Annotated in this window: 20 protein-coding genes; 12 read left to right on the top strand and 8 right to left on the bottom strand. The window is 35.7% G+C overall.

The genetic code is table 11. The features are described 5' to 3' along the window. The first annotated feature begins 25 nt into the window (after window positions 1-25). Both mce and ASE74_RS05310 read left to right on the top strand, forming a co-directional pair. A complete protein-coding gene (gene mce / locus ASE74_RS05320) occupies window positions 26-433 on the top strand; it encodes a methylmalonyl-CoA epimerase (RefSeq protein WP_055905290.1) in 408 nt (135 codons plus the stop codon). 268 nt (window positions 434-701) lie between these two features. Then, window positions 702-986, top strand: a complete 285-nt coding sequence (locus ASE74_RS05310; protein ID WP_055905285.1) for a hypothetical protein — start codon at window positions 702-704, stop codon at window positions 984-986. A 12-nt stretch (window positions 987-998) separates the two neighbouring features. Here the strand turns inward: ASE74_RS05310 and ASE74_RS05305 are convergent, their stop codons facing one another. Together ASE74_RS05305 and ASE74_RS24690 are read right to left on the bottom strand one after the other, a co-directional pair. Further along, on the bottom strand, window positions 999-1,688 hold the full coding sequence (locus ASE74_RS05305; protein ID WP_055905282.1) for a hypothetical protein: 690 nt from the start codon (window positions 1,686-1,688) through the stop codon (window positions 999-1,001). A gap of 5 nt (window positions 1,689-1,693) precedes the next feature. Beyond that, window positions 1,694-1,861 (bottom strand): hypothetical protein, encoded by a 168-nt coding sequence (locus tag ASE74_RS24690; protein ID WP_157255353.1) that lies wholly within the window; start codon window positions 1,859-1,861, stop codon window positions 1,694-1,696. 318 nt (window positions 1,862-2,179) lie between these two features. Between ASE74_RS24690 and ASE74_RS05300 the strand changes: the two genes are divergently transcribed. The 8 genes from ASE74_RS05300 (at window position 2,180) to ASE74_RS05265 (ending at window position 8,777) form a co-directional block, all read left to right on the top strand. Further along, window positions 2,180-2,428: a type B 50S ribosomal protein L31 gene (locus ASE74_RS05300; RefSeq protein ID WP_025142617.1), complete on the top strand. Its 249-nt coding sequence runs from the start codon at window positions 2,180-2,182 to the stop codon at window positions 2,426-2,428. A gap of 72 nt (window positions 2,429-2,500) precedes the next feature. Continuing rightward, window positions 2,501-3,667 (top strand): putative sugar nucleotidyl transferase, encoded by a 1,167-nt coding sequence (locus tag ASE74_RS05295; RefSeq protein WP_055905279.1) that lies wholly within the window; start codon window positions 2,501-2,503, stop codon window positions 3,665-3,667. A 47-nt stretch (window positions 3,668-3,714) separates the two neighbouring features. Then, complete coding sequence (gene tpiA, locus ASE74_RS05290; RefSeq protein ID WP_055905276.1) at window positions 3,715-4,476, top strand: triose-phosphate isomerase; 762 nt, start codon at window positions 3,715-3,717, stop codon at window positions 4,474-4,476. Then, window positions 4,477-5,325: a 50S ribosomal protein L11 methyltransferase gene (prmA, locus tag ASE74_RS05285; protein ID WP_055905272.1), complete on the top strand. Its 849-nt coding sequence runs from the start codon at window positions 4,477-4,479 to the stop codon at window positions 5,323-5,325. A 124-nt stretch (window positions 5,326-5,449) separates the two neighbouring features. Then, on the top strand, window positions 5,450-6,802 hold the full coding sequence (murC, locus tag ASE74_RS05280) for a UDP-N-acetylmuramate--L-alanine ligase (protein ID WP_055905269.1): 1,353 nt from the start codon (window positions 5,450-5,452) through the stop codon (window positions 6,800-6,802). 123 nt (window positions 6,803-6,925) lie between these two features. Continuing rightward, window positions 6,926-7,246, top strand: coding sequence for a helix-turn-helix domain-containing protein (locus tag ASE74_RS05275; protein ID WP_055905266.1), 321 nt, complete (start codon window positions 6,926-6,928; stop codon window positions 7,244-7,246). A 118-nt stretch (window positions 7,247-7,364) separates the two neighbouring features. Further along, window positions 7,365-7,844, top strand: a complete 480-nt coding sequence (locus ASE74_RS05270) for an Lrp/AsnC family transcriptional regulator (RefSeq protein ID WP_055905263.1) — start codon at window positions 7,365-7,367, stop codon at window positions 7,842-7,844. Window positions 7,845-7,847: 3 nt separating this feature from the next. Further along, a complete protein-coding gene (locus ASE74_RS05265; protein ID WP_055905259.1) occupies window positions 7,848-8,777 on the top strand; it encodes an EamA family transporter in 930 nt (309 codons plus the stop codon). 326 nt (window positions 8,778-9,103) lie between these two features. Here the strand turns inward: ASE74_RS05265 and ASE74_RS05260 are convergent, their stop codons facing one another. The 5 genes from ASE74_RS05260 to ASE74_RS05240 form a co-directional block, all read right to left on the bottom strand. Continuing rightward, window positions 9,104-10,222, bottom strand: coding sequence for a hypothetical protein (locus ASE74_RS05260; RefSeq protein ID WP_055905256.1), 1,119 nt, complete (start codon window positions 10,220-10,222; stop codon window positions 9,104-9,106). 72 nt (window positions 10,223-10,294) lie between these two features. After that, complete coding sequence (locus tag ASE74_RS05255; protein ID WP_055905253.1) at window positions 10,295-10,492, bottom strand: hypothetical protein; 198 nt, start codon at window positions 10,490-10,492, stop codon at window positions 10,295-10,297. Between the two features lie 87 nt (window positions 10,493-10,579). Continuing rightward, complete coding sequence (gene scpB, locus ASE74_RS05250) at window positions 10,580-11,146, bottom strand: SMC-Scp complex subunit ScpB (protein WP_055905250.1); 567 nt, start codon at window positions 11,144-11,146, stop codon at window positions 10,580-10,582. 251 nt (window positions 11,147-11,397) lie between these two features. Next, entirely contained in the window at window positions 11,398-14,391 is a 2,994-nt protein-coding gene (locus ASE74_RS05245) for a two-component regulator propeller domain-containing protein (RefSeq protein ID WP_055905247.1), read from the bottom strand. Beyond that, on the bottom strand, window positions 14,381-15,166 hold the full coding sequence (locus ASE74_RS05240; RefSeq protein WP_055905244.1) for a LytTR family DNA-binding domain-containing protein: 786 nt from the start codon (window positions 15,164-15,166) through the stop codon (window positions 14,381-14,383). Before ASE74_RS05240 ends, ASE74_RS05245 begins: the two co-directional genes overlap by 11 nt. A gap of 124 nt (window positions 15,167-15,290) precedes the next feature. On the opposite strand from ASE74_RS05240, the gene ASE74_RS05235 reads away from it, so the two are divergent. Beyond that, the gene (locus ASE74_RS05235) at window positions 15,291-16,019 is read left to right on the top strand and encodes a ferritin-like domain-containing protein (RefSeq protein ID WP_055905241.1); all 729 of its coding nucleotides are present in this window, start codon (window positions 15,291-15,293) and stop codon (window positions 16,017-16,019) included. 19 nt (window positions 16,020-16,038) lie between these two features. Next, a complete protein-coding gene (locus tag ASE74_RS05230) occupies window positions 16,039-16,935 on the top strand; it encodes a ferritin-like domain-containing protein (protein ID WP_055905238.1) in 897 nt (298 codons plus the stop codon). Window positions 16,936-17,275: 340 nt separating this feature from the next. Here ASE74_RS05230 and ASE74_RS05225 read toward each other — a convergent pair whose 3' ends face one another. Next, entirely contained in the window at window positions 17,276-18,400 is a 1,125-nt protein-coding gene (locus ASE74_RS05225) for a CofH family radical SAM protein (protein WP_055905235.1), read from the bottom strand. Window positions 18,401-18,414 lie beyond the last annotated feature (14 nt).

The raw sequence follows: 18,414 nt of genomic DNA, 5'->3' as shown, positions 1-18,414 counted from the left end.
TTACATTCACATAACCTTATAATCTATGAATAAGATAGAACACATCGGAATCGCGGTAAAAGACCTTAACAGTTCGATAGATCTTTATCAAAAACTATTAAATACCGATTGCTATAAAACAGAGCAGGTTGCATCAGAATTTGTAAATACGGCTTTCTTTAAAACAGGCGAAAATAAGGTTGAGCTCCTTCAGGCTACGGCTCCGGATAGTGCAATTGCTAAATTTATCGAGAAAAAAGGGGAGGGAATCCACCACATTGCTTTTCTGGTTGATGATATCCTGGCCGAAATGGAACGGTTACACAAAGAAGGATTTGTGCTGCTTAGCGATTCGCCCAAAAAAGGGGCGGATAATAAAATGGTGTGTTTTGTGCATCCAAAAGATACCAATGGCGTGCTGATTGAGATTTGCCAGGAAATTAAATGGATATAAGGTGAAGTTTGTTTTTTAATGCCATCATCCTCGCGCATGCGGGGATCTTAAAGCGGTTAATAACTTCATTATAATTTTGAAAACGAAAGGGCTGTATTCCATTGCCTTTTCAGTCCTGCTAACCGCTATAGTTCCAATGAAGAATCGGAAGCTGCCGCTTTTATCAGGTTTATTAAATTTTGGCCTGTGGTTCTTCTGTTGGTGCAAATTGCCTAAGGCTAATGTTATAAAACTGATCATTGTTTCTACAACTCTAAAAACCTTTTCCATGTCATTAATTAGCATTATCAATAAAGATTTCGATATACCAGCTAACCTTTCAGAAAGTCAGCTGCGTAGTGCAGTGGTAGATGCTTTCGCTTACCTTATCGATAACGATTTTCCGAAACTGATTCAGATTTTATATAAAGCAGATGTAGATCAATATAAATTAAAAGAATTATTACAAACTGTGGAAGGCTCAAGTTCGGCTGAAGTAATTGCCGATGCTTATATTGCCCGTCAGAAAGCCAAAATAGAAACATGGGCAAAATACAGCCCTAAGAAAGATTAGTTTTTAGCGTATTTATTCCTGCGCCGGATTAAAGCGGTTATACATATCCATATCAAAAAATGAAACTGAATTAATTTTATCTGCTTTTAAAACAAGGTCGGTTTTTAATTCATTTGTATTTTCAACAGAGCCATCTTCAATATAACTGGCGTAAACCGTTAAATATTGCGTGGTAAAAACCAGTTCTTTATCATCAGCTTTGCGGTAGCCGCTAAATGCAGGGGTAATGCGGATATAACTTGTGGTAAAAGGTTTGGGAAGCTCTTTAACCCAGCCTACATAAAATTTGCCGCTATCCATGGTAAACTGTAAAAGGTGCGCATCAAAAAAAGACGAACTTAATAACAACTCAAATTCATTTCCTGAGGTAGCAATTGCGCTTTTAATGGCCTTTAAACGGTTAATAAAAAGATTAGCAATTTCTGTTGCAGCTACGGCTACAAATAACGACATGCTGGTGGTTCCGAAATAAGCGGTACGTATAGGGAGTAATTTACTTAGTTGTTCAACTGTTTCCGGCCAAATGGCGATCAGTATTGCCCTGAATATAAAACATGCACCAAGTAAAAGGATGCCGGCAAAAGCAGAGTTTAATAGTATGCGTTGACTTTCGAGCCGATATTGCACATACCTCAGGTATCTGAACCTGATTAAGATATAATAGCCACCTACAAGAGGAAAGAGCAGTAGGTTAAAGGGCATTATAACTATTTTCTTTTTTTATCTTTTTCTATTTTTTTAAAGATGCTCGATTCCATTAAGGAGCTTACCATTTGGATAACCCTTGGCTGTGCAAAGAAATCGGGACTTTTAATGTAGAGTTTTCCGCTGCTGTTGGCATGGATAATTCCATCAAATTCGCTGTCTTTTCTCATATATCAAAATTACATATATTTTTTAAATATCTGAAAAACAATATTAAATCCAAAAAAGTTTAATTTTGTTGCGGTTATGGTTAACTGCGGTATCAGTTTAACTAAACATAAGCTGATCTGTTTTTCTAAATTAAGAACCGAAATGTCTTATAATTTAAAATTTTAATTTTGGCTTGTAAATCAGAAATAAAATTAAGATATTTGCATCCTCTAAAATAGAGGTAGAAAGACTAATAGGAAATGTCATAAGCGTTGTTGCCAGCAAATTGCAAAAATGTTCTTGATGCTTTCACACAAATAACTAAAAATAATATTCAAATGAAAAAAGATTTGCACCCAACAAGCTACAGACCAGTTGTTTTTAAAGATATGTCTAACGAATATGCTTTCTTAACAAAATCTTGCGTAGATACTAAAGAAACAATTAAATGGGAAGATGGTAACGAATATCCTCTTTATAAATTAGAGATTTCTCATACATCACACCCTTTTTATACTGGTAAAATGAAATTGGTTGATACAGCAGGACGTATCGATAAATTCAAAAACCGTTACGCTAAGAAATAATTTTAGCAGTAAAAAGCATTTTTTGAAGTCCCTTTGCCAAAAGCATCGGGACTTTTTTTATTTTTGTGGCTTATGACAATCAATCTATTTGATGATGCTTCCTGGATGTCGCTACGTCCGCTTACCTTTACCAGGCCGGTAGCCGATTTACGCATTGGTATTTTAACCATTGCCGAAAAATGGGCCAAATATTTAAAAGCTGATTTTGGTTTTCACACGCAAGATTACCTTTCTGTAAAATTCGCCCCGAAACCTAATGCCGATTTATGTATAAATGGTTCCATTTGTCCGGATGAAGCTTTAGTAAATGCTGTAAATAGTTTAAGGAATGGAGAAGTGCTCTATAAAAAAGATGTAATTATTGCTTATATCTCAGCAAATCATGATATAGAGTCTGTTAAGTCATTAAAACCAATTGAATATGCACGTGATTTTGTGCAAATTGTGTATCCTGAGCATATTTTTATTAATAATCCAGGCGAAATCAGGAAAGATTATAAATTATTAACTGAAGGCCGAGTTTCAGCTAAATTAAGTAGCACGAATCAATTATTGGGCGATGATATTTTTCTTGAAGAAGGTGCCAAAGCCGAATGCAGCGTTTTTAATACCACCTATGGCCCAATTTATCTGGGTAAAAATGCCGAAGTTTGGGAGGGTAGTTTAATAAGAGGATCTTTTGCGCTTTGCGAAAATTCATCAATAAAAATGGGTGCTAAAATATATTCTGGCACTACAATAGGTCCAAACAGCCGTGCAGGAGGCGAAATTAACAATTCTGTTATCTGGGGCAATTCGGCAAAAGGCCACGAGGGTTATCTTGGTAATTCAGTAATGGGCGAATGGTGCAATATTGGTGCTGATACCAATAATTCGAACCTCAAAAATAATTACGCTGAAGTAAAACTTTACGATTATGAAAGCAAAAAAATGCGCAATACCAATTTGCAATTCTGTGGTTTAATCATGGCTGATCATGCAAAGAGCGGTATTAATACCATGTTTAATACCGGAAGTGTAGTTGGAGTTGGAACGAATGTTTTCGGTGCAGGTTTCCCGCCAAACCATGTTCCTGATTTTAGTTGGGGAGGGGCTAGTGGTTTTGAAGCCTACAGGCTGGATAAGATGTTCGGAACAACAGAAAAGGTATTCTCAAGAAAAGATTTGTTGTTTGATGAAACTGAAAAAAACATTGTTGCCAAAATATTTGAATTAACTGAATCGTATAGACGATTTTAATATAAAACCGATCTGAAAAAGATCAACCAACCATTAAATAATACAAAATGAGAAAAAAGATTGTTGCCGGTAACTGGAAAATGAACTTAGATTATAATGAAGGCGTTTCGTTATTCAGCGAAATTGTAAATATGGTTAAAGATGAGCGCAAAGGCGATCAACTGGCCATTATTTGCTCACCATTTATTCATTTAAACAGCTTGGCAAAATTGGGTGGTAACGATGTTAAAATTGGCGCTCAAAACATCAGCGATAAAGAAAGTGGTGCTTATACTGGCGAAACTTCGGCTAAAATGGTAAAATCTGTTGGTGCAGAATATGTTATTTTAGGTCACTCAGAACGCAGACAGTATTTTGCAGAAAGCGATGCTTTATTGGCTGAAAAAACAAAAGTAGCTTTATCGAACGGTTTAATTCCTATTTTCTGTATTGGCGAAACTTTAGATGAAAGAAACAACGGCAGCTACTACGAAGTATTAAAAAAACAATTGGTAGAAGGCATTTTCAGCTTAACTGAAGAAGATTTTAAAAAGATCGTTATTGCTTATGAGCCGGTTTGGGCTATTGGCACAGGTTTAACTGCTTCGCCAGAGCAGGCACAAGATATACATGCTTTTATTCGCAGTGAAATTGAAGCCAATTATGGTTTTAATGTTGCTGATGATACAACCATTTTGTATGGTGGTAGCTGTAATCCTGGTAATGCAGCAAGTTTATTCTCTCAAAAAGATATTGATGGTGGCTTAATTGGTGGCGCATCATTGAAATCACGTGATTTTACAGATATTATCAAAGCATTAAACAGCTAAATGCAATACATAAAAGCAATATTTACATTCAAAGGTATCGAAGATTATCAACAGGATTTGCTGATCAGCGATCTTGCCGATTTAGGCTTCGATACCTTCGAAGATAGTGAAAGTGGATTTACAGCCTTCGTTATCAAGGATAATTTTAACGAAAAAGAGTTAAAAGAACTTTTAGCAAATTATAGTGAGGAGTTTGCAACAGATTATGTTTTGGAAGATGTTGCCGACGAAAACTGGAATGCTGAATGGGAAAAAAACTTCAGTCCGCTGATTATTGATGACGTTTGTTACGTGAGGGCAACCTTTCATGAGCCTCAACCTTCATATCCATACGAGATTGTAATAGATCCTAAAATGGCTTTTGGCACCGGTCATCATCAAACCACAACGATGGTGATGCAATATATTTTAGCAGCCGATTTAAAGGATAAAGATATTTTGGATATGGGTTGCGGTACTGGTATTTTAGCGATTTTGGCCTCAAAATTAGGTGCTAAAAGCTTAATGGCAATTGATTATGATGACATTTGCTATGAAAGTACCATAGAAAATGCTGCGCTTAATAATGTAAATAATTTAAAGGCATTATGTGGCAGTAAAGAAGTAATCCCCGACGAAGAATATGATGTTATTTTTGCCAATATCAATAGAAATATTCTTTTAGATCAAATCCACCGTTATGCCGGGGTTTTAAAAGCTGAAGGTAAAATTTTCTTCAGTGGCTTTTATTTAGATCCTGATTTGGGTATGATTACTGCAGAATGTGCTAAATACGGCATTAAATACGTCGATCATAAACAAAATGGCGACTGGGTTGCGGCTCAGTTTGAGAAAAAGGTAGAAGGGTAGAGGGCGGAAGGTTTAGGGTGATGGGATTAAGGTCTAAAACGCAAGACTTGTTTTCATATCTCCAGTCTCCAATCTTGTGTCTCATATCTCAAATCTAGCATCCCAAATCTTAAACAGAAAAAATATGCGCATACATTTTATAGCGATTGGTGGTAGTGCAATGCACAATCTGGCTATTGCTTTACATAAAAAGGGTTATCAGATTACAGGTTCTGATGATGTTATTTTCGAACCTGCCAAATCCCGTTTGGATAAATATGGTTTATTGCCTGCCGAAATGGGCTGGGATGAAAATCGCATTGCGAAAGATCTTGATGCCGTAATTTTGGGTATGCACGCGCGGATCGATAATCCTGAATTACTGAAAGCAAAGGAGCTGTGTATTAAAATATATTCCTATCCGGAATATATTTACGAGCAAAGCAAAAATAAATTACGTGTAGTGATTGGTGGCAGTCATGGTAAAACTACCATTACCAGTATGATTTTGCATGTGCTTAATTACTATAAACATGATTTTGATTATCTAGTTGGCGCACAGCTGGCTGGTTTTGAAACCATGGTTAAAGTTACCGAAGAAGCGCCGGTAATGATTATTGAGGGAGATGAATATTTATCCTCTCCAATTGACAGAAGACCTAAATTTCATCTGTACAAAGCAAATGTTGCTGTAATTAGCGGCATTGCCTGGGATCACATTAATGTTTTTCCTACGTATGCAGATTATACCTTGCAATTTGATAAATTTATTGATACGATTGAGGAAAACGGAACCTTAATTTATTGTAAGGCTGATCATGATTTAAATGAAATCGTAGAACATTCAAAAGCAAATGTTACCAAAATTGGATACGCTATCCCTGAGCATGAAATTAGAAACGGAATAACCTATTTGCTGCCTGAAAAAACAGCATTAAAGGTTTTTGGTGATCATAACCTGATGAACCTAAATGCAGCCAAACTGGTGTGTAAGCAGTTAAATATCAGCGAAGATGAGTTTGATGCTGCCATTGCCTCATTTACGGGTGCCGCCAAGCGGTTGGAGGTTATTTCTGCCGATGATTCAACAAATGTTTATAAAGACTTTGCGCATTCTCCATCAAAATTAAAAGCCACAATTGATGCCGTTAAAGCGCAGTTTGCTAACCGCAAATTGGTAGCATGTATTGAGTTGCATACTTTTAGTAGTTTGAACAAAGATTTTTTAAAAGAGTATACCGGAGCAATGAATAAAGCCGATGAGGCAATTGTATTTATCGATATAAAATCTTTTGAACAAAAACGGATGGAACCATTTTCTGAGGATGATGTTCAGCAAGCATTTGCCAATCCAAAGCTGAAGTTTTTTAATAATGCGACAAAATTAAAAGCTTATCTGTTAAGTCTCCATTATGAAAACACCAATCTGCTAATGATGAGTTCTGGTAATTATGCAGGTTTCGATCTGCCTGAATTGGCGGCTGCCTTGGAGAAGTGAGATTTGAGAAATGAGATTTGAGAGGTAAGATTTTAAAGATCAAACCCCTCTCAAATTTAATATCAAGTATCTCAAATCCCTTTTTTGTCTCATATCTGGTATCTCAAATCTCATATCTAATCAATGAAAAGCATTGGAGAACATATCAAACAAAGCAGATTGGCCTTAGGTTTAAGTCAGGCTGATGCTGCAAAAAAATTAAATATCTCTACCCCGGCTTTTTGTAAAATAGAAACGGGTCAAACCGATCTCAATATTTCCCGTTTAATCCAGATTTCCAAAACCTTTAAAGTTCCTGTTGTACAATTGATCGATGGTAAAACAGCAGGAGCAGAACCCTCTGCTGAATTGACTTTGCTAAAAAAAGAACTGCTAGAAAAGGAAGATGAAATCAATAAACTGCGTAAAAAAGTAATCGACCTATACGATAAGCTTGGTATTTAAAATTCGGTTTATTTTATATTTTTCAGATTAATTATCTAATATCACTTTATAATAGAATAATATTCATTTTTATTATAATTATTATGAATTTTATTCAAAATATTTATAATTTTATCGAATGGTAATCGATAACAATTTTAGTTTAGATCATATCGATCTGGCTATCCTCAGACTGATGCAAGATAATGCGCGCATTTCAAATGTAGATTTAGCTAGGGCTTTAGATTTAGTCCCTTCAGCTGTACTGGAAAGGGTTAAAAAGCTTGAAAAGAAAAATGTAATTACCGGGTACAATGCAAAGGTAAATCCCATTGCTGTAGATTTGAGATTGCTTGCTTTTATTTCCATGAAATCATCACAGAGTTTTAGTTGTAATGATACCGCTATCGAGCTGGCAAAAATTCCTGATGTGCAGGAAGTGCACGTAATTGCGGGAGATGACTGTTTTCTTGTTAAAGTAAGAACCGCTGATTCAGCTTCGTTAATGGCCTTGCTCCGTGATGAATTTAGTAAGGTTCCAAATATTTTATCTGTGAAAACTACAATCGTGTTAGAAACGGTAAAAGAGCAGCAACAATTGGTTATCCCACAAAAATAATTTATGGCAAATTTAAACAAAACAGCATCTCCGGTAATGGTTTACATTGCTTTTGCTATCGTATACATCGTTTGGGGTTCAACATATTTTTTCATCCAAAAGGCATTGGTCGGCTTTCCTCCGTTCATTTTGGGAGCTTTCCGGTTTTCTGTTGCCGGAATTTTAATGTTGACCTGGTGCAAGGTTAAAGGGGAGGAAATCTTTAACCTTAAAACGATAAAAATTGCTGCTGTCAGCGGAATTTTAATGCTGGGTTTGGGAAATGGCATTGTAATTTGGGTAGAACAGTATATACCTAGTGGCCTTGTGGCCATAATGGTAGCCTCTGCTGCAATCTGGTTTGTAATATTGGATAAATCGCACTGGAAAGAAAATCTGAGCAATAAATTTATTGTGTCCGGATTGGTTATTGGCTTTTTAGGTGTTGTGCTCTTATTTGGCAATCAAATCGTGCAGGCATTGGATAAACAACAAAGTAAATTGCAGATTATAGGCATGGTATTGCTTGTTTTCGGGCCAATTGCCTGGGCAGGGGGATCGCTTTATTCTAAATATCACCCCACTACAGAGAGTTCGGTATCCGCAAATACAGGCTGGCAAATGTTGATGGCTAGTTTGGCATTTTTACCAGGAGCAATGTTGAAATCAGAATTTGAATTATTGGATTGGAATCATATATCACTAGATGCATGGCTATCAATTATTTACCTGATTCTTTTTGGATCAATTGCTGCATTCAGTGCTTATGTATGGTTGCTTAAAGTACGTCCTGCAACTCAGGTAAGTACTTATGCATATGTAAATCCTGTGGTTGCAGTTTTATTGAGTTTAACCTTTACCAACGAGGTAATTGGCCTTACGCAGGTAATTGGACTGGTAATTATATTAGGTAGTGTGCTTTTGATTAACCTGCCGAAGTATACAAGTGCATAGACTCAAATTCATGTATTCCATGGTTGGTAGCTCAACAACCACATCTTTTAAAAAAGAAATGGAGAAACCTATATCAGAAAATTTAAAAAGCTTGGGGAGTCACCAAGCTTGGATTAGTAATATAATCCTCATTTGCAACGTGGATTAACGAGGTCCACATTTATAATGCGAAGTAAGAAAGTTCGATGGCGATGAAATCGCCTTTCTCCTTCATCCTCGTTACAAACGAGGACGATGAGGCTTTTTTGATTTATATGTGTTTCCGTTGCAAAAAAAAAGAAGGTTTGTGGAGAAACGAACCTTTGCAGGTGAAGGGCCTGTTAAGTTTAAAATACTTTGCGCATTGTTAAATGCTTTTTGCCAAAAGTTGCGCCTGTAGCTTTGTGTATAGCAATCATTTGTTCATTAAAATCGCCAACCCAGCTCAATTCAAGCTCTTTATATTGATTTTTAGGCAACACATATTCACCTAAACGGATAAAAAGTACCGATTCTAAGCCATGTTTCTGAAATTTAGGTTTAGTGCCCATAACAATTGCGCGCATACGTGTAACACCAACCCAGCGGCGATAAGCAAACTTTAATTTTTCTATTAAACCTAACTTTCCGTTAAAACCCTTAATCATTTGGTTGGCATCAGGAATCAATACCACAAAAGATGCCGGTTCGCCATTAAAGTAAGCAAATTGAATCAAATGTTCATCCATAATAGGCTCCATGCTTTTGAAGCTTTCTTCGAGTGTTTCCTTCTTAATTGGAACAAAGTTTTCAAAATCCTGCCAACCATCATTGTAAATTTCCATTAAATCATTAATGTATTTAGTCGAATTTTCCTTGCTGAAATATTCGAAAGTATAACCTGGTTTATTTCTTACCCAGTTGGCAATTTTGGTAAAACGCTCTGGGAAGGGGATTGTAAGGTTAATATGGTTGGTTAACTGTTCGTATTGGGTAACAAAACCATACTTGTCAAAAAAAATCTGATAGTATGGGAAGTTATAATTCATTCCGAAAGAAGGAGGAGTGAAGCCCTCTACCAATAAGCCCCAAAAAGTATCGTTTTCGCCAAAATTAATTGGACCGTCCATCGCTTTCATTCCATTTTCGATTAACCAGGCTTTAGCTGTATCAAATAAAAGGAAAGCTGCTTTTTCATCATCAATACATTCAAAAAAGCCAATTCCTCCAGTTGGCTGATCATAATGGTAAGCTTTTTTCTCATTAATAAAAGCTGCTACACGGCCAATCAAATTTTCTGCATCATCTTTTAAAACCCAACGTGTACACTTTCCATGCGCGAAAAAGGTATTTTTTTCTGGATTAAAAACATTTTCTACTTCGCTATCTAAAGGACAGATCCAGTTTTTATCATTTTTGTAGAGAATTTTTGGGGTATCTAGAAAGTCCTTTTTTAATGATGAATTGTTTACAGCTATAATTTGCATGGGCAGATTTTAAAATAAAAAGCATCCAACCAAGCGGGCGGATGCTTTTTCATATATATGTTTTTTTAAATATTAATAATCGTCGTCGTCGTCATCGAAATTATCGAAATTGTCAAGGTCATCTAATGGCAGATCAAAATCATCATCATCTTCATCATCCTGAGGCTTCTTGTTCGTTGTCTGAATATCGTCATCATCTTCAAGATCATCATCTTCATCTACCTGTTTTTTGGTAGTTGGCTTAGTTGGTAGTTTCTTTGGCGCTTTCATAACACAAAAATAAAAATTGCTTTTATAGTTTAAAAATACAAAAAAACTTTTTTTAATAACAATCTGGAAGCAAAGAAATTAATTTATTTATTCAACATTTTCCCCCACCGAATTTTCCTCTTTTACGATGTCTTTTAACTGTGGAAGCTGGCTAAGGTTATTCAATCCGAAGTAATCCATAAATAGCGTACTGGTGGTGTATAGAATGGGCCTGCCAGGTGTTTCAGCCTTCCCTTCAATGCTGATAAGTTCTTTCTCCAGTAACCTTTGAACAGAATAATCTGAATTAACTCCCCTGATCTGTTCAATTTCCAATTTGGTAATGGGTTGGCGGTAAGCTATTATGGCCAATGTTTCCATGGCGGCCTGACTTAATTTTTTCTTTGAGCGGTGTAATTGAAGTTGATTAACTGTTTCGTGATAATCTTTTTTGGTAAGAAACTGATAACCGTTATTTAAAAATACCAGTTCGATGGCATACTCATCATGGCTATACTTTTTTTTAATGCGCTCAATACTTTCAAATACCTGTGTTTCTATAAATTCTTCCTCGAAAACGGCATTTAAGGCAAGTATAATTTCTTGTGTACCGATGCTTTGGCTGGAAGAAAATATAAGGGCTTCGATGTGCCTGGTGATGTTATGATTGGCCATATGCAAAAATAGAATTTTCGGGCATAAAAAAAGCGGTCTCGCTTTTAAAAACAAGACCGCTTTCAACACACAAATGAAACCTGAATTAAGATATAGTTTTAGGTTAGGTTATTAAATATCTATATCAATTCTATAAGAACGTCTTTGATAAACACTATCGTTTATTTCTAACACAAGTTTAAGGCTAAAGCAGGTTTGATTATGATTCTATTTAGTGAGTGGTATTAATAATTGAGTAAACGGTAAATTTTCTATTTTAACGGTATAGAAATGGATACAGTTGTACCATTTATCGTATTTTGTTTTACGCTCAGGTGTATAGGTTTTGCTCCAATCTGCCCTAAAAGATGTAATCTTTCTTTTGTAAGTTGCATACCTTTGCTGATGTGGGTATCCTTTTTCTCCTTTAAAGAGTTATCAATTCCAATTCCATCATCAATAATTTCAATGTTTAAGTAAAATTCATCCTGCAATTTAATATTGATCTGTATTTCACCCCCGGTTTCTTTGGGCATTATGCCATGCCAGATCGCGTTTTCAACATAAGGTTGCAGAAGCATAGACGGTATGAACGTTTCCTCCTTATCAATTTCTTCGTCAATATTAAAAATGTACTTCAATTTATCGCCAAAACGGTTTTTTTCCAATTTTAAGTAAAGGTTTAAATATTCCAGCTCTTCTTCTAAAGAAATATAGCTTTTTGTACAAATTTCAAGGTTTTTTCTGATCAACCTGGCAAAACCTGTTAACACTTTGTTTGCAGAGGCTGTATTTTGAGTATTGATATAATGTTGAATGGAATTCATTACATTAAATACAAAATGCGGATTCATCATGGCTTGCAGAGCTTGTTGTTCGAGCATCAAAACTTTATTTTTCAATAACAGTTGTTCTTGCTCCTTATCTTTTTGCTTACGGGTAATGTAAACAGCCACTTTGTAGAATATATATGCTACAAGGAGTATTAAAATTGATAAAAACCACAAACTTTGCCAAAAATGTTTTTTAATAGTGAAGGAGATTTTGGCAGGTTGGCCCCAATTCCCATTCTGACTTTTTGCACTAACTTCAAAAACATAATCGCCAGGTTGGAGAGAAGAAAAATCCAGTCGCCTTGTTCTGGTTTCTACCCATGCCGAATTTTCGTTTAAACGGTACCGGTATGTAATATCACTTGTGGTAAAATCTACAGCACTAAAAGTAAATAATATGGTGTTATTGCCTGTTTCAAATGTGAAATTTCCCTGGTTCACAGGTAGCCGCTCATTGTCTTTAATGATAGAGGTAACATATACTTTCGGCAAATTTTTAATAATATTTTTGTTATTGTATTTAAATAAAATCAAGCCCTTGTTTGTGGCAAAATAGGCTGTACTGTCATCAATAAATAAACTATTGATATCATCACTTAAAAGGTCTTTTCCATAATCGAAATTGGCCACGCTGGGTTGATTTGGATAATCTGCTATTTTATTTACGCCTTTATTGGTTAAAACCCATATTTCGTTGTTTTTAACAAATATTTTGGTGCAAATATTATTGGTTAATCCATCTTTTTGGGTTATCTGCCTGGTGATTTCATTATTTTTATAAAAGATTAAGCCATATCCATCTGTAGCTAAAATTAACGTTCCATCAGCAAGTTGTTTTATGTCATTTATCCTTTTGGTAAGTAATGGATGATTTTCATAGTGTTTAATCAGTTTTCCTTTTGAAAATTGAGATAAACCGTTAATATTGGAAAACCATAAACTGCCTTCGCGATCATAAAAAACATGATAAGACCTATCTTTAAAGAAATCTTCTTTTTCGCGGTATTTTGCAGCATTAAATTCAAATTTGTTTCTCCTGTCTGATAAGAAAACAACACCTGAAGAAAGTGCGAGCGCTAAATGATCATTATTTTCACTTACACTGAAATGTTTGATTACAAACATCGAATTATTTGATTCCTTTAAATAACTTACCTCATTATTTTTGCTGTAGATATTTTTAAAAACCCCCATTCCATAATCGGATGCGAAATAAATGGATTGATCTTTTGGATCGAAGGTAATCTGTTTAATTGTTTTGTATTTCTTAAAATCATCTAAACCAATTTCATCTACCTGGTAATTATTGATTGTTAAAACGTCAATCACCGCATCATCCGTTCCCAGCCAAAGTCGGTTTTTAGCATCTTTTGTGATGCTTTTAATAACGTTACTGCTCAAACCCGATTCTGCATCAATAATCGATAGCCTGTTGTTCGCATTAGGAAGCATATAAATGCCCTGATTGGTGGCAAACCACATATTTTGATTGTTGTCTTTAATAACTTGGTTAACCGAAATATCCTGTAAATATTGAACAGTTTTTCCACTCTTGTTTAAAGCAAAGGCACCATTTGCATTTGATAACCATACTTCTTTATTGGTGTTATCGTAATAAAAGTACCCCGACATGTTTTTGATCAGGTTCTGAGGGATAGGAATAAGGTCGTTAATGCTTCCATGCCGATACTGTTTTAAGCCCCCGGCATCTAAGTAGAATAAAGATCTGTGACTGGAGTTGGCGGCCGTCATATAAGAAAGTGGCTGAACTTTCGACTTCACCATGGAAAAAGTTTTTCCATTAAATTGTTGAACGCTTAAATCGCTGTATGCAATTATATTGCCCTGTTCATCCTCATGTATAAAGGCATTTATAAACTTATCATTCGGATTAGGAGAAATGTATTTTTTGATCGTTTTACCATCCCAGCATACAATTAAATTGGCATTTGTGCCTAACCATATTTTTCCGCTCCTATCCACCAAAAATGAAACAATTACCGTATTGAAGTTTAACTTTTTTAGCAATTCGTCATTATCCTGGTTATAGAACTTGCCTTCTTTTAGGTAGCTCAGCTGGCCATTGAGTGCAAAAAACCACAAGCGTCCCTCTTTATCTTCTTTCATTTGAAGAATCTGGGTATCGGGCAAGCCATCTTCAATTGTAAAATTCTGAAAATTTGTGCCATCAAAACGGCTTAAGCCATTATCTGTAGCAATCCATATAAAACCTTTTTTATCCTGTAAAATGTAATAGCAATTATTGCTGGCCAAACCGTTTTTAGAGGTATAATGGGGGAGATAAGTAGTTTGAGCTGCTGTGTTTTTTGAACATATTGAAGCAAGAAGCAATAGCAAAAAAACATAAAAAGTACGTCCGATGGCTAACCCCGGTTTAACTGAAAAAACTTTTATGTGTTGATTAATGATCACTATTTGTTTTTGTAAATAATTTTATTTTCTCGAAAAAATCGCTTGCTCTTCTTCTGGAGATGTTAATGCTTTCTCCATTTTTTAAAAAAACCTGAAGTCCGTTTTTAGAATTGTATTCTTTTAAATGGTTAAGGTTAATGATACTGGATTTATGAATTCTAACAAACTGATCGCTCGGTAAAAGTTCTTCAAACTCACGTAAAACTTTCGATACGGTAATTTTATCGTGGTTGTTTAAATGCACGATAGAATAATTGCTGTCCGCTTCTATGTAAATAATGTCATCAATATCAATCATTTTAAAGCCTTGACCATAGGGGAGGGTAAGCTTTTTAATTTCCGATCTCGAACTTAAACTCGATGCCAGGTTGTTAATTCTTTCGTCGTTCTCATTTTGACCTTTAAAAAGCTTTATATGTTGAGAAACCTTATCTACAGCAACTTTAAGTTCATCAATATCGATTGGTTTTAATAAATAATCCAGTGCATTTGCCTTAATGGCTTTTAGTGCATATTGATCGTACGCAGTGGTAAATATAACGGCGGCGTTATGCTTATGTGCATCAGGTATCAGTTCAAAACCATTACCTCCTGGCATGGCAATATCCAGAAAGATTAAATCGATCCGGTGGTTTGCTAAAATATCCTTTGCCTCCGCTACAGATCTGGCTATACCGGTAATTTCTACCTGTGTACAATTCTGTTGCAGTAAAAAAAATAACGACGATCGGGCAAACTCCTCATCATCAACAATAATGGCTTTTAATGTAGTCATGGCTATAGGTTGGTGAATGTATTAAAATGCGCTTATAAAAAAAAATGCAAATCAAAAAAACCAGCGTGCAAATTGTCACGTATGTATCACCAAACGAATTCAAAACCACTAAACATAGATGACTATGAAAAACAATGAACTAGAAACAAAAAGTGAACTTCGGGAAGAAAGTTTATTTGACAAAACTGTAGGCAGAAGATCTTTTCTTCAGTATGCAGGTGCTGGTGCAGCAGGTATTGCATTAGTAGCGGCCGGTTGTAAAAAAGATCGCGGTTACGAAAACCCAACAATGAATGGCGGCGCAACATTAGATTTTAAAGATGATTTCGGTGTATTAAATTATGCTTATGCTTTAGAGCAATTAGAAGCTGCATTTTATGTTAAAGTTGCTTCAGCACCTCCAGCAAGTTTTACAGCTGCTCAGAAAGCATATTTCCAAGATATCCAGTTTCACGAGATTGCGCACAGAGAGTTTTTTAAAGCAGCTTTAAGCACTGCTGCAATTGGTAGTTTGGAAGTTGATTTTTCTTCAATTGATTTTACTAGTGCAACCAGTGTATTAGGTACTGCTATGGCTTTCGAAGATTTAGGGGTTTCAGCTTACAATGGTGCTGGTCCGAGACTTAAAAGTGCAACTTATTTATTATTAGCAGGTAAAATTGTTTCAGTAGAAGCCCGTCACGCGGCGTATGTACGTGATTTGATTTCGAATGGAACGTTTGCTGATTTAAATAGTCTTACTGCACTAGGTGCTGACAATGCCAAAGGCTTGGATGCTGCTTTAACACCAGATAAAGTGTTGGCCATTGCTGGAAAATATGTTAAAACCAAAATTAATGTAATCAATCTTTAATTTTTAAAATCAGAAAATCATGAATATCGTAAATATATTAGAAGAAATTGAAAAAGTAGATGGTGAAATCTATGAAAGGTTAAATCCTAGAAGAGCTGCAATGAAAAGCTTTTTCAACGTAGGTAAAAAAATCTCCCTGGCAGCTGTGCCATTAGCTTTAGGATCAATGTTCCAAAAAGCTTACGGACAAACAACTTTACCAGCAGCAGTTGTTGATGTATTAAACTTTGCATTATCTTTAGAGTATTTAGAATACCATTTTTATAATCACTGTATTGTAGGTAAAACTCCTGGATCTGCCGTAACAGATGTTACATTTGCTTTTCCAAATGCAGCAAGTCAGGCAGCGATTACAACTATCCGCGATCATGAGAAGGCACACGTTGATTTATTAGTAGGTGCTTTAGGAAGTTCTGCACGTGCTCCAATTGCTTATGCTGATACAGATTTTAGAGCAGGTGGAACGTTTTCAACTGTATACTCTGACTATGGTACTTTTTTAGCTGTAGCACAAGGTTTTGAAGATACTGGTGTTAGAGCATACAAAGGCCAGGCAGGTAATTTATTAGTGAGCCCAAGTGTATTACAAATTGCTTTACAAATCCACTCGGTAGAAGCTCGTCACGCTTCACACATCCGTCAAATGCGTACAGCTGCTTCAGGAGGAACCCCAGTATTTAAACCATGGGTTAGCTTAGGTGCTTCAGGTCAAGCAAATGATTCAGGTGTGCCTCAGGTTGATGCAGTATATGCTGGTGAAGATTTAACAGTTCAAGCTGGTGCAAATATTATAGGCCTTGGCGGTAATGCTGGTATAACCAAAGCAATAGCTGTAGAAAGTTTTGATGAGCCATTGGATAAGGCTAGTGTAGCTACCATTGCAAACTTATTTTTAAGAGACGGTAAGAAATTGTAATTATAACCGCAAAATATTTACATTATTAATTAGGTAATGTTTAGTTTAAGGTAGGGAGGTAGAACTTAGGTTTTACTTCCCTTTATTGTTTATAGCAATCGTTAAAATCAAGTGGTATTTCTAAGAGTTTGTCATTTAGTTGAAAATAAATTTTGTGACAAATTTTTGTGTGACAATTTTATTTGTCACAGCTAATATTGTCACATATTTCGTTGCTATAGATGGGTTATTTCTATTGATAAATTATAATTAAAATGAACGTATCGATAGAATTAAAATCATGCTAAATGAAAAGGCCCCATAAATAATATACTTATGAGGCCTTCTTAAAGATTTATTTTTAGTACGTAATCACCTGTTCTTCCAAATGCTCAGGTAAATCCCTATAATTATATTTCTGGCCACGCAATTGTGGTTCAAAACCTGCCGCTTTGATAGATTGTTGTATGCCATTAGCTGTAAAACGGTGTGGTGCACCTGCAGCTGATACTACATTTTCTTCTATCATAATCGATCCGAAATCATTTGCTCCGGCATGTAAACATAATTGTGCAGTTGCTTTACCAACGGTTAGCCAGCTGGCTTGGATATTTTTGATATTCGGTAACATAATACGGCTCAAAGCAATCATGCGGATATATTCATCAGCAGTTACATTGTTGCTTATTCCACGTAATCTTTTTAGTAAAGTTCCATCATCCTGAAAAGGCCAAGGTATAAAGGCAAGAAATCCATTTGCATCAGCAGGCTTTTCGCTTTGTACCTGGCGGATCCATACCAAATGTTCAAAACGTTCTTCAATGGTTTCTACATGGCCAAACATCATGGTAGCTGAAGTAGTAATATCCAATTGGTGACAGGCACGCATTACGTCAAGCCATTCTTGCCCGCCACATTTTCCTTTTGAAATTAAACGCCTAACCCGATCGTTCAAAATTTCTGCTCCAGCTCCTGGCAAAGAATCCATTCCTGCTTCTTTTAAAGCTTTTAACACTTCAGTATGCGTCATCCCTTCCAATTTTGCAACGTGTGCAATTTCCGGTGGACCTAAGGCATGAAGTTTTAAATCAGGATATAATTCTTTGAGTTTTTTAAAAAGATCAGCATAAAAAGATAATCCCAAATCCGGATGGTGGCCGCCCTGCAACAACAATTGATCCCCACCTAAGCGAAAAGTTTCTTCAATTTTTACTTTATAGGTTTCAATATCAGTAATATAACTTTCATCATGACCTGGTCTGCGGAAGAAATTACAGAATTTACAGTTGGCAATACAAACGTTTGTGGTGTTTACATTCCGGTCTATCTGCCAGGTTACTTTGCCACTTGGCACCTGGATTTTTCTTAACTCATTGGCTACAAACATCAATGATGCCGTATCGGCGTGATGATATAAATGTACACCTTCTTCGAGGCTCAAAAAATCAAAATGTAATGCCCGTTGCAGTAAATCGGCTGTATTCATAGTACAAAGATAAA

Source organism: Pedobacter sp. Leaf216 (assembly GCF_001421515.1).
GTDB lineage: Bacteria > Bacteroidota > Bacteroidia > Sphingobacteriales > Sphingobacteriaceae > Pedobacter.
Note: the sequence above shows the minus strand (reverse complement) of the source record. Positions and strands in the feature narration are given on the sequence as shown.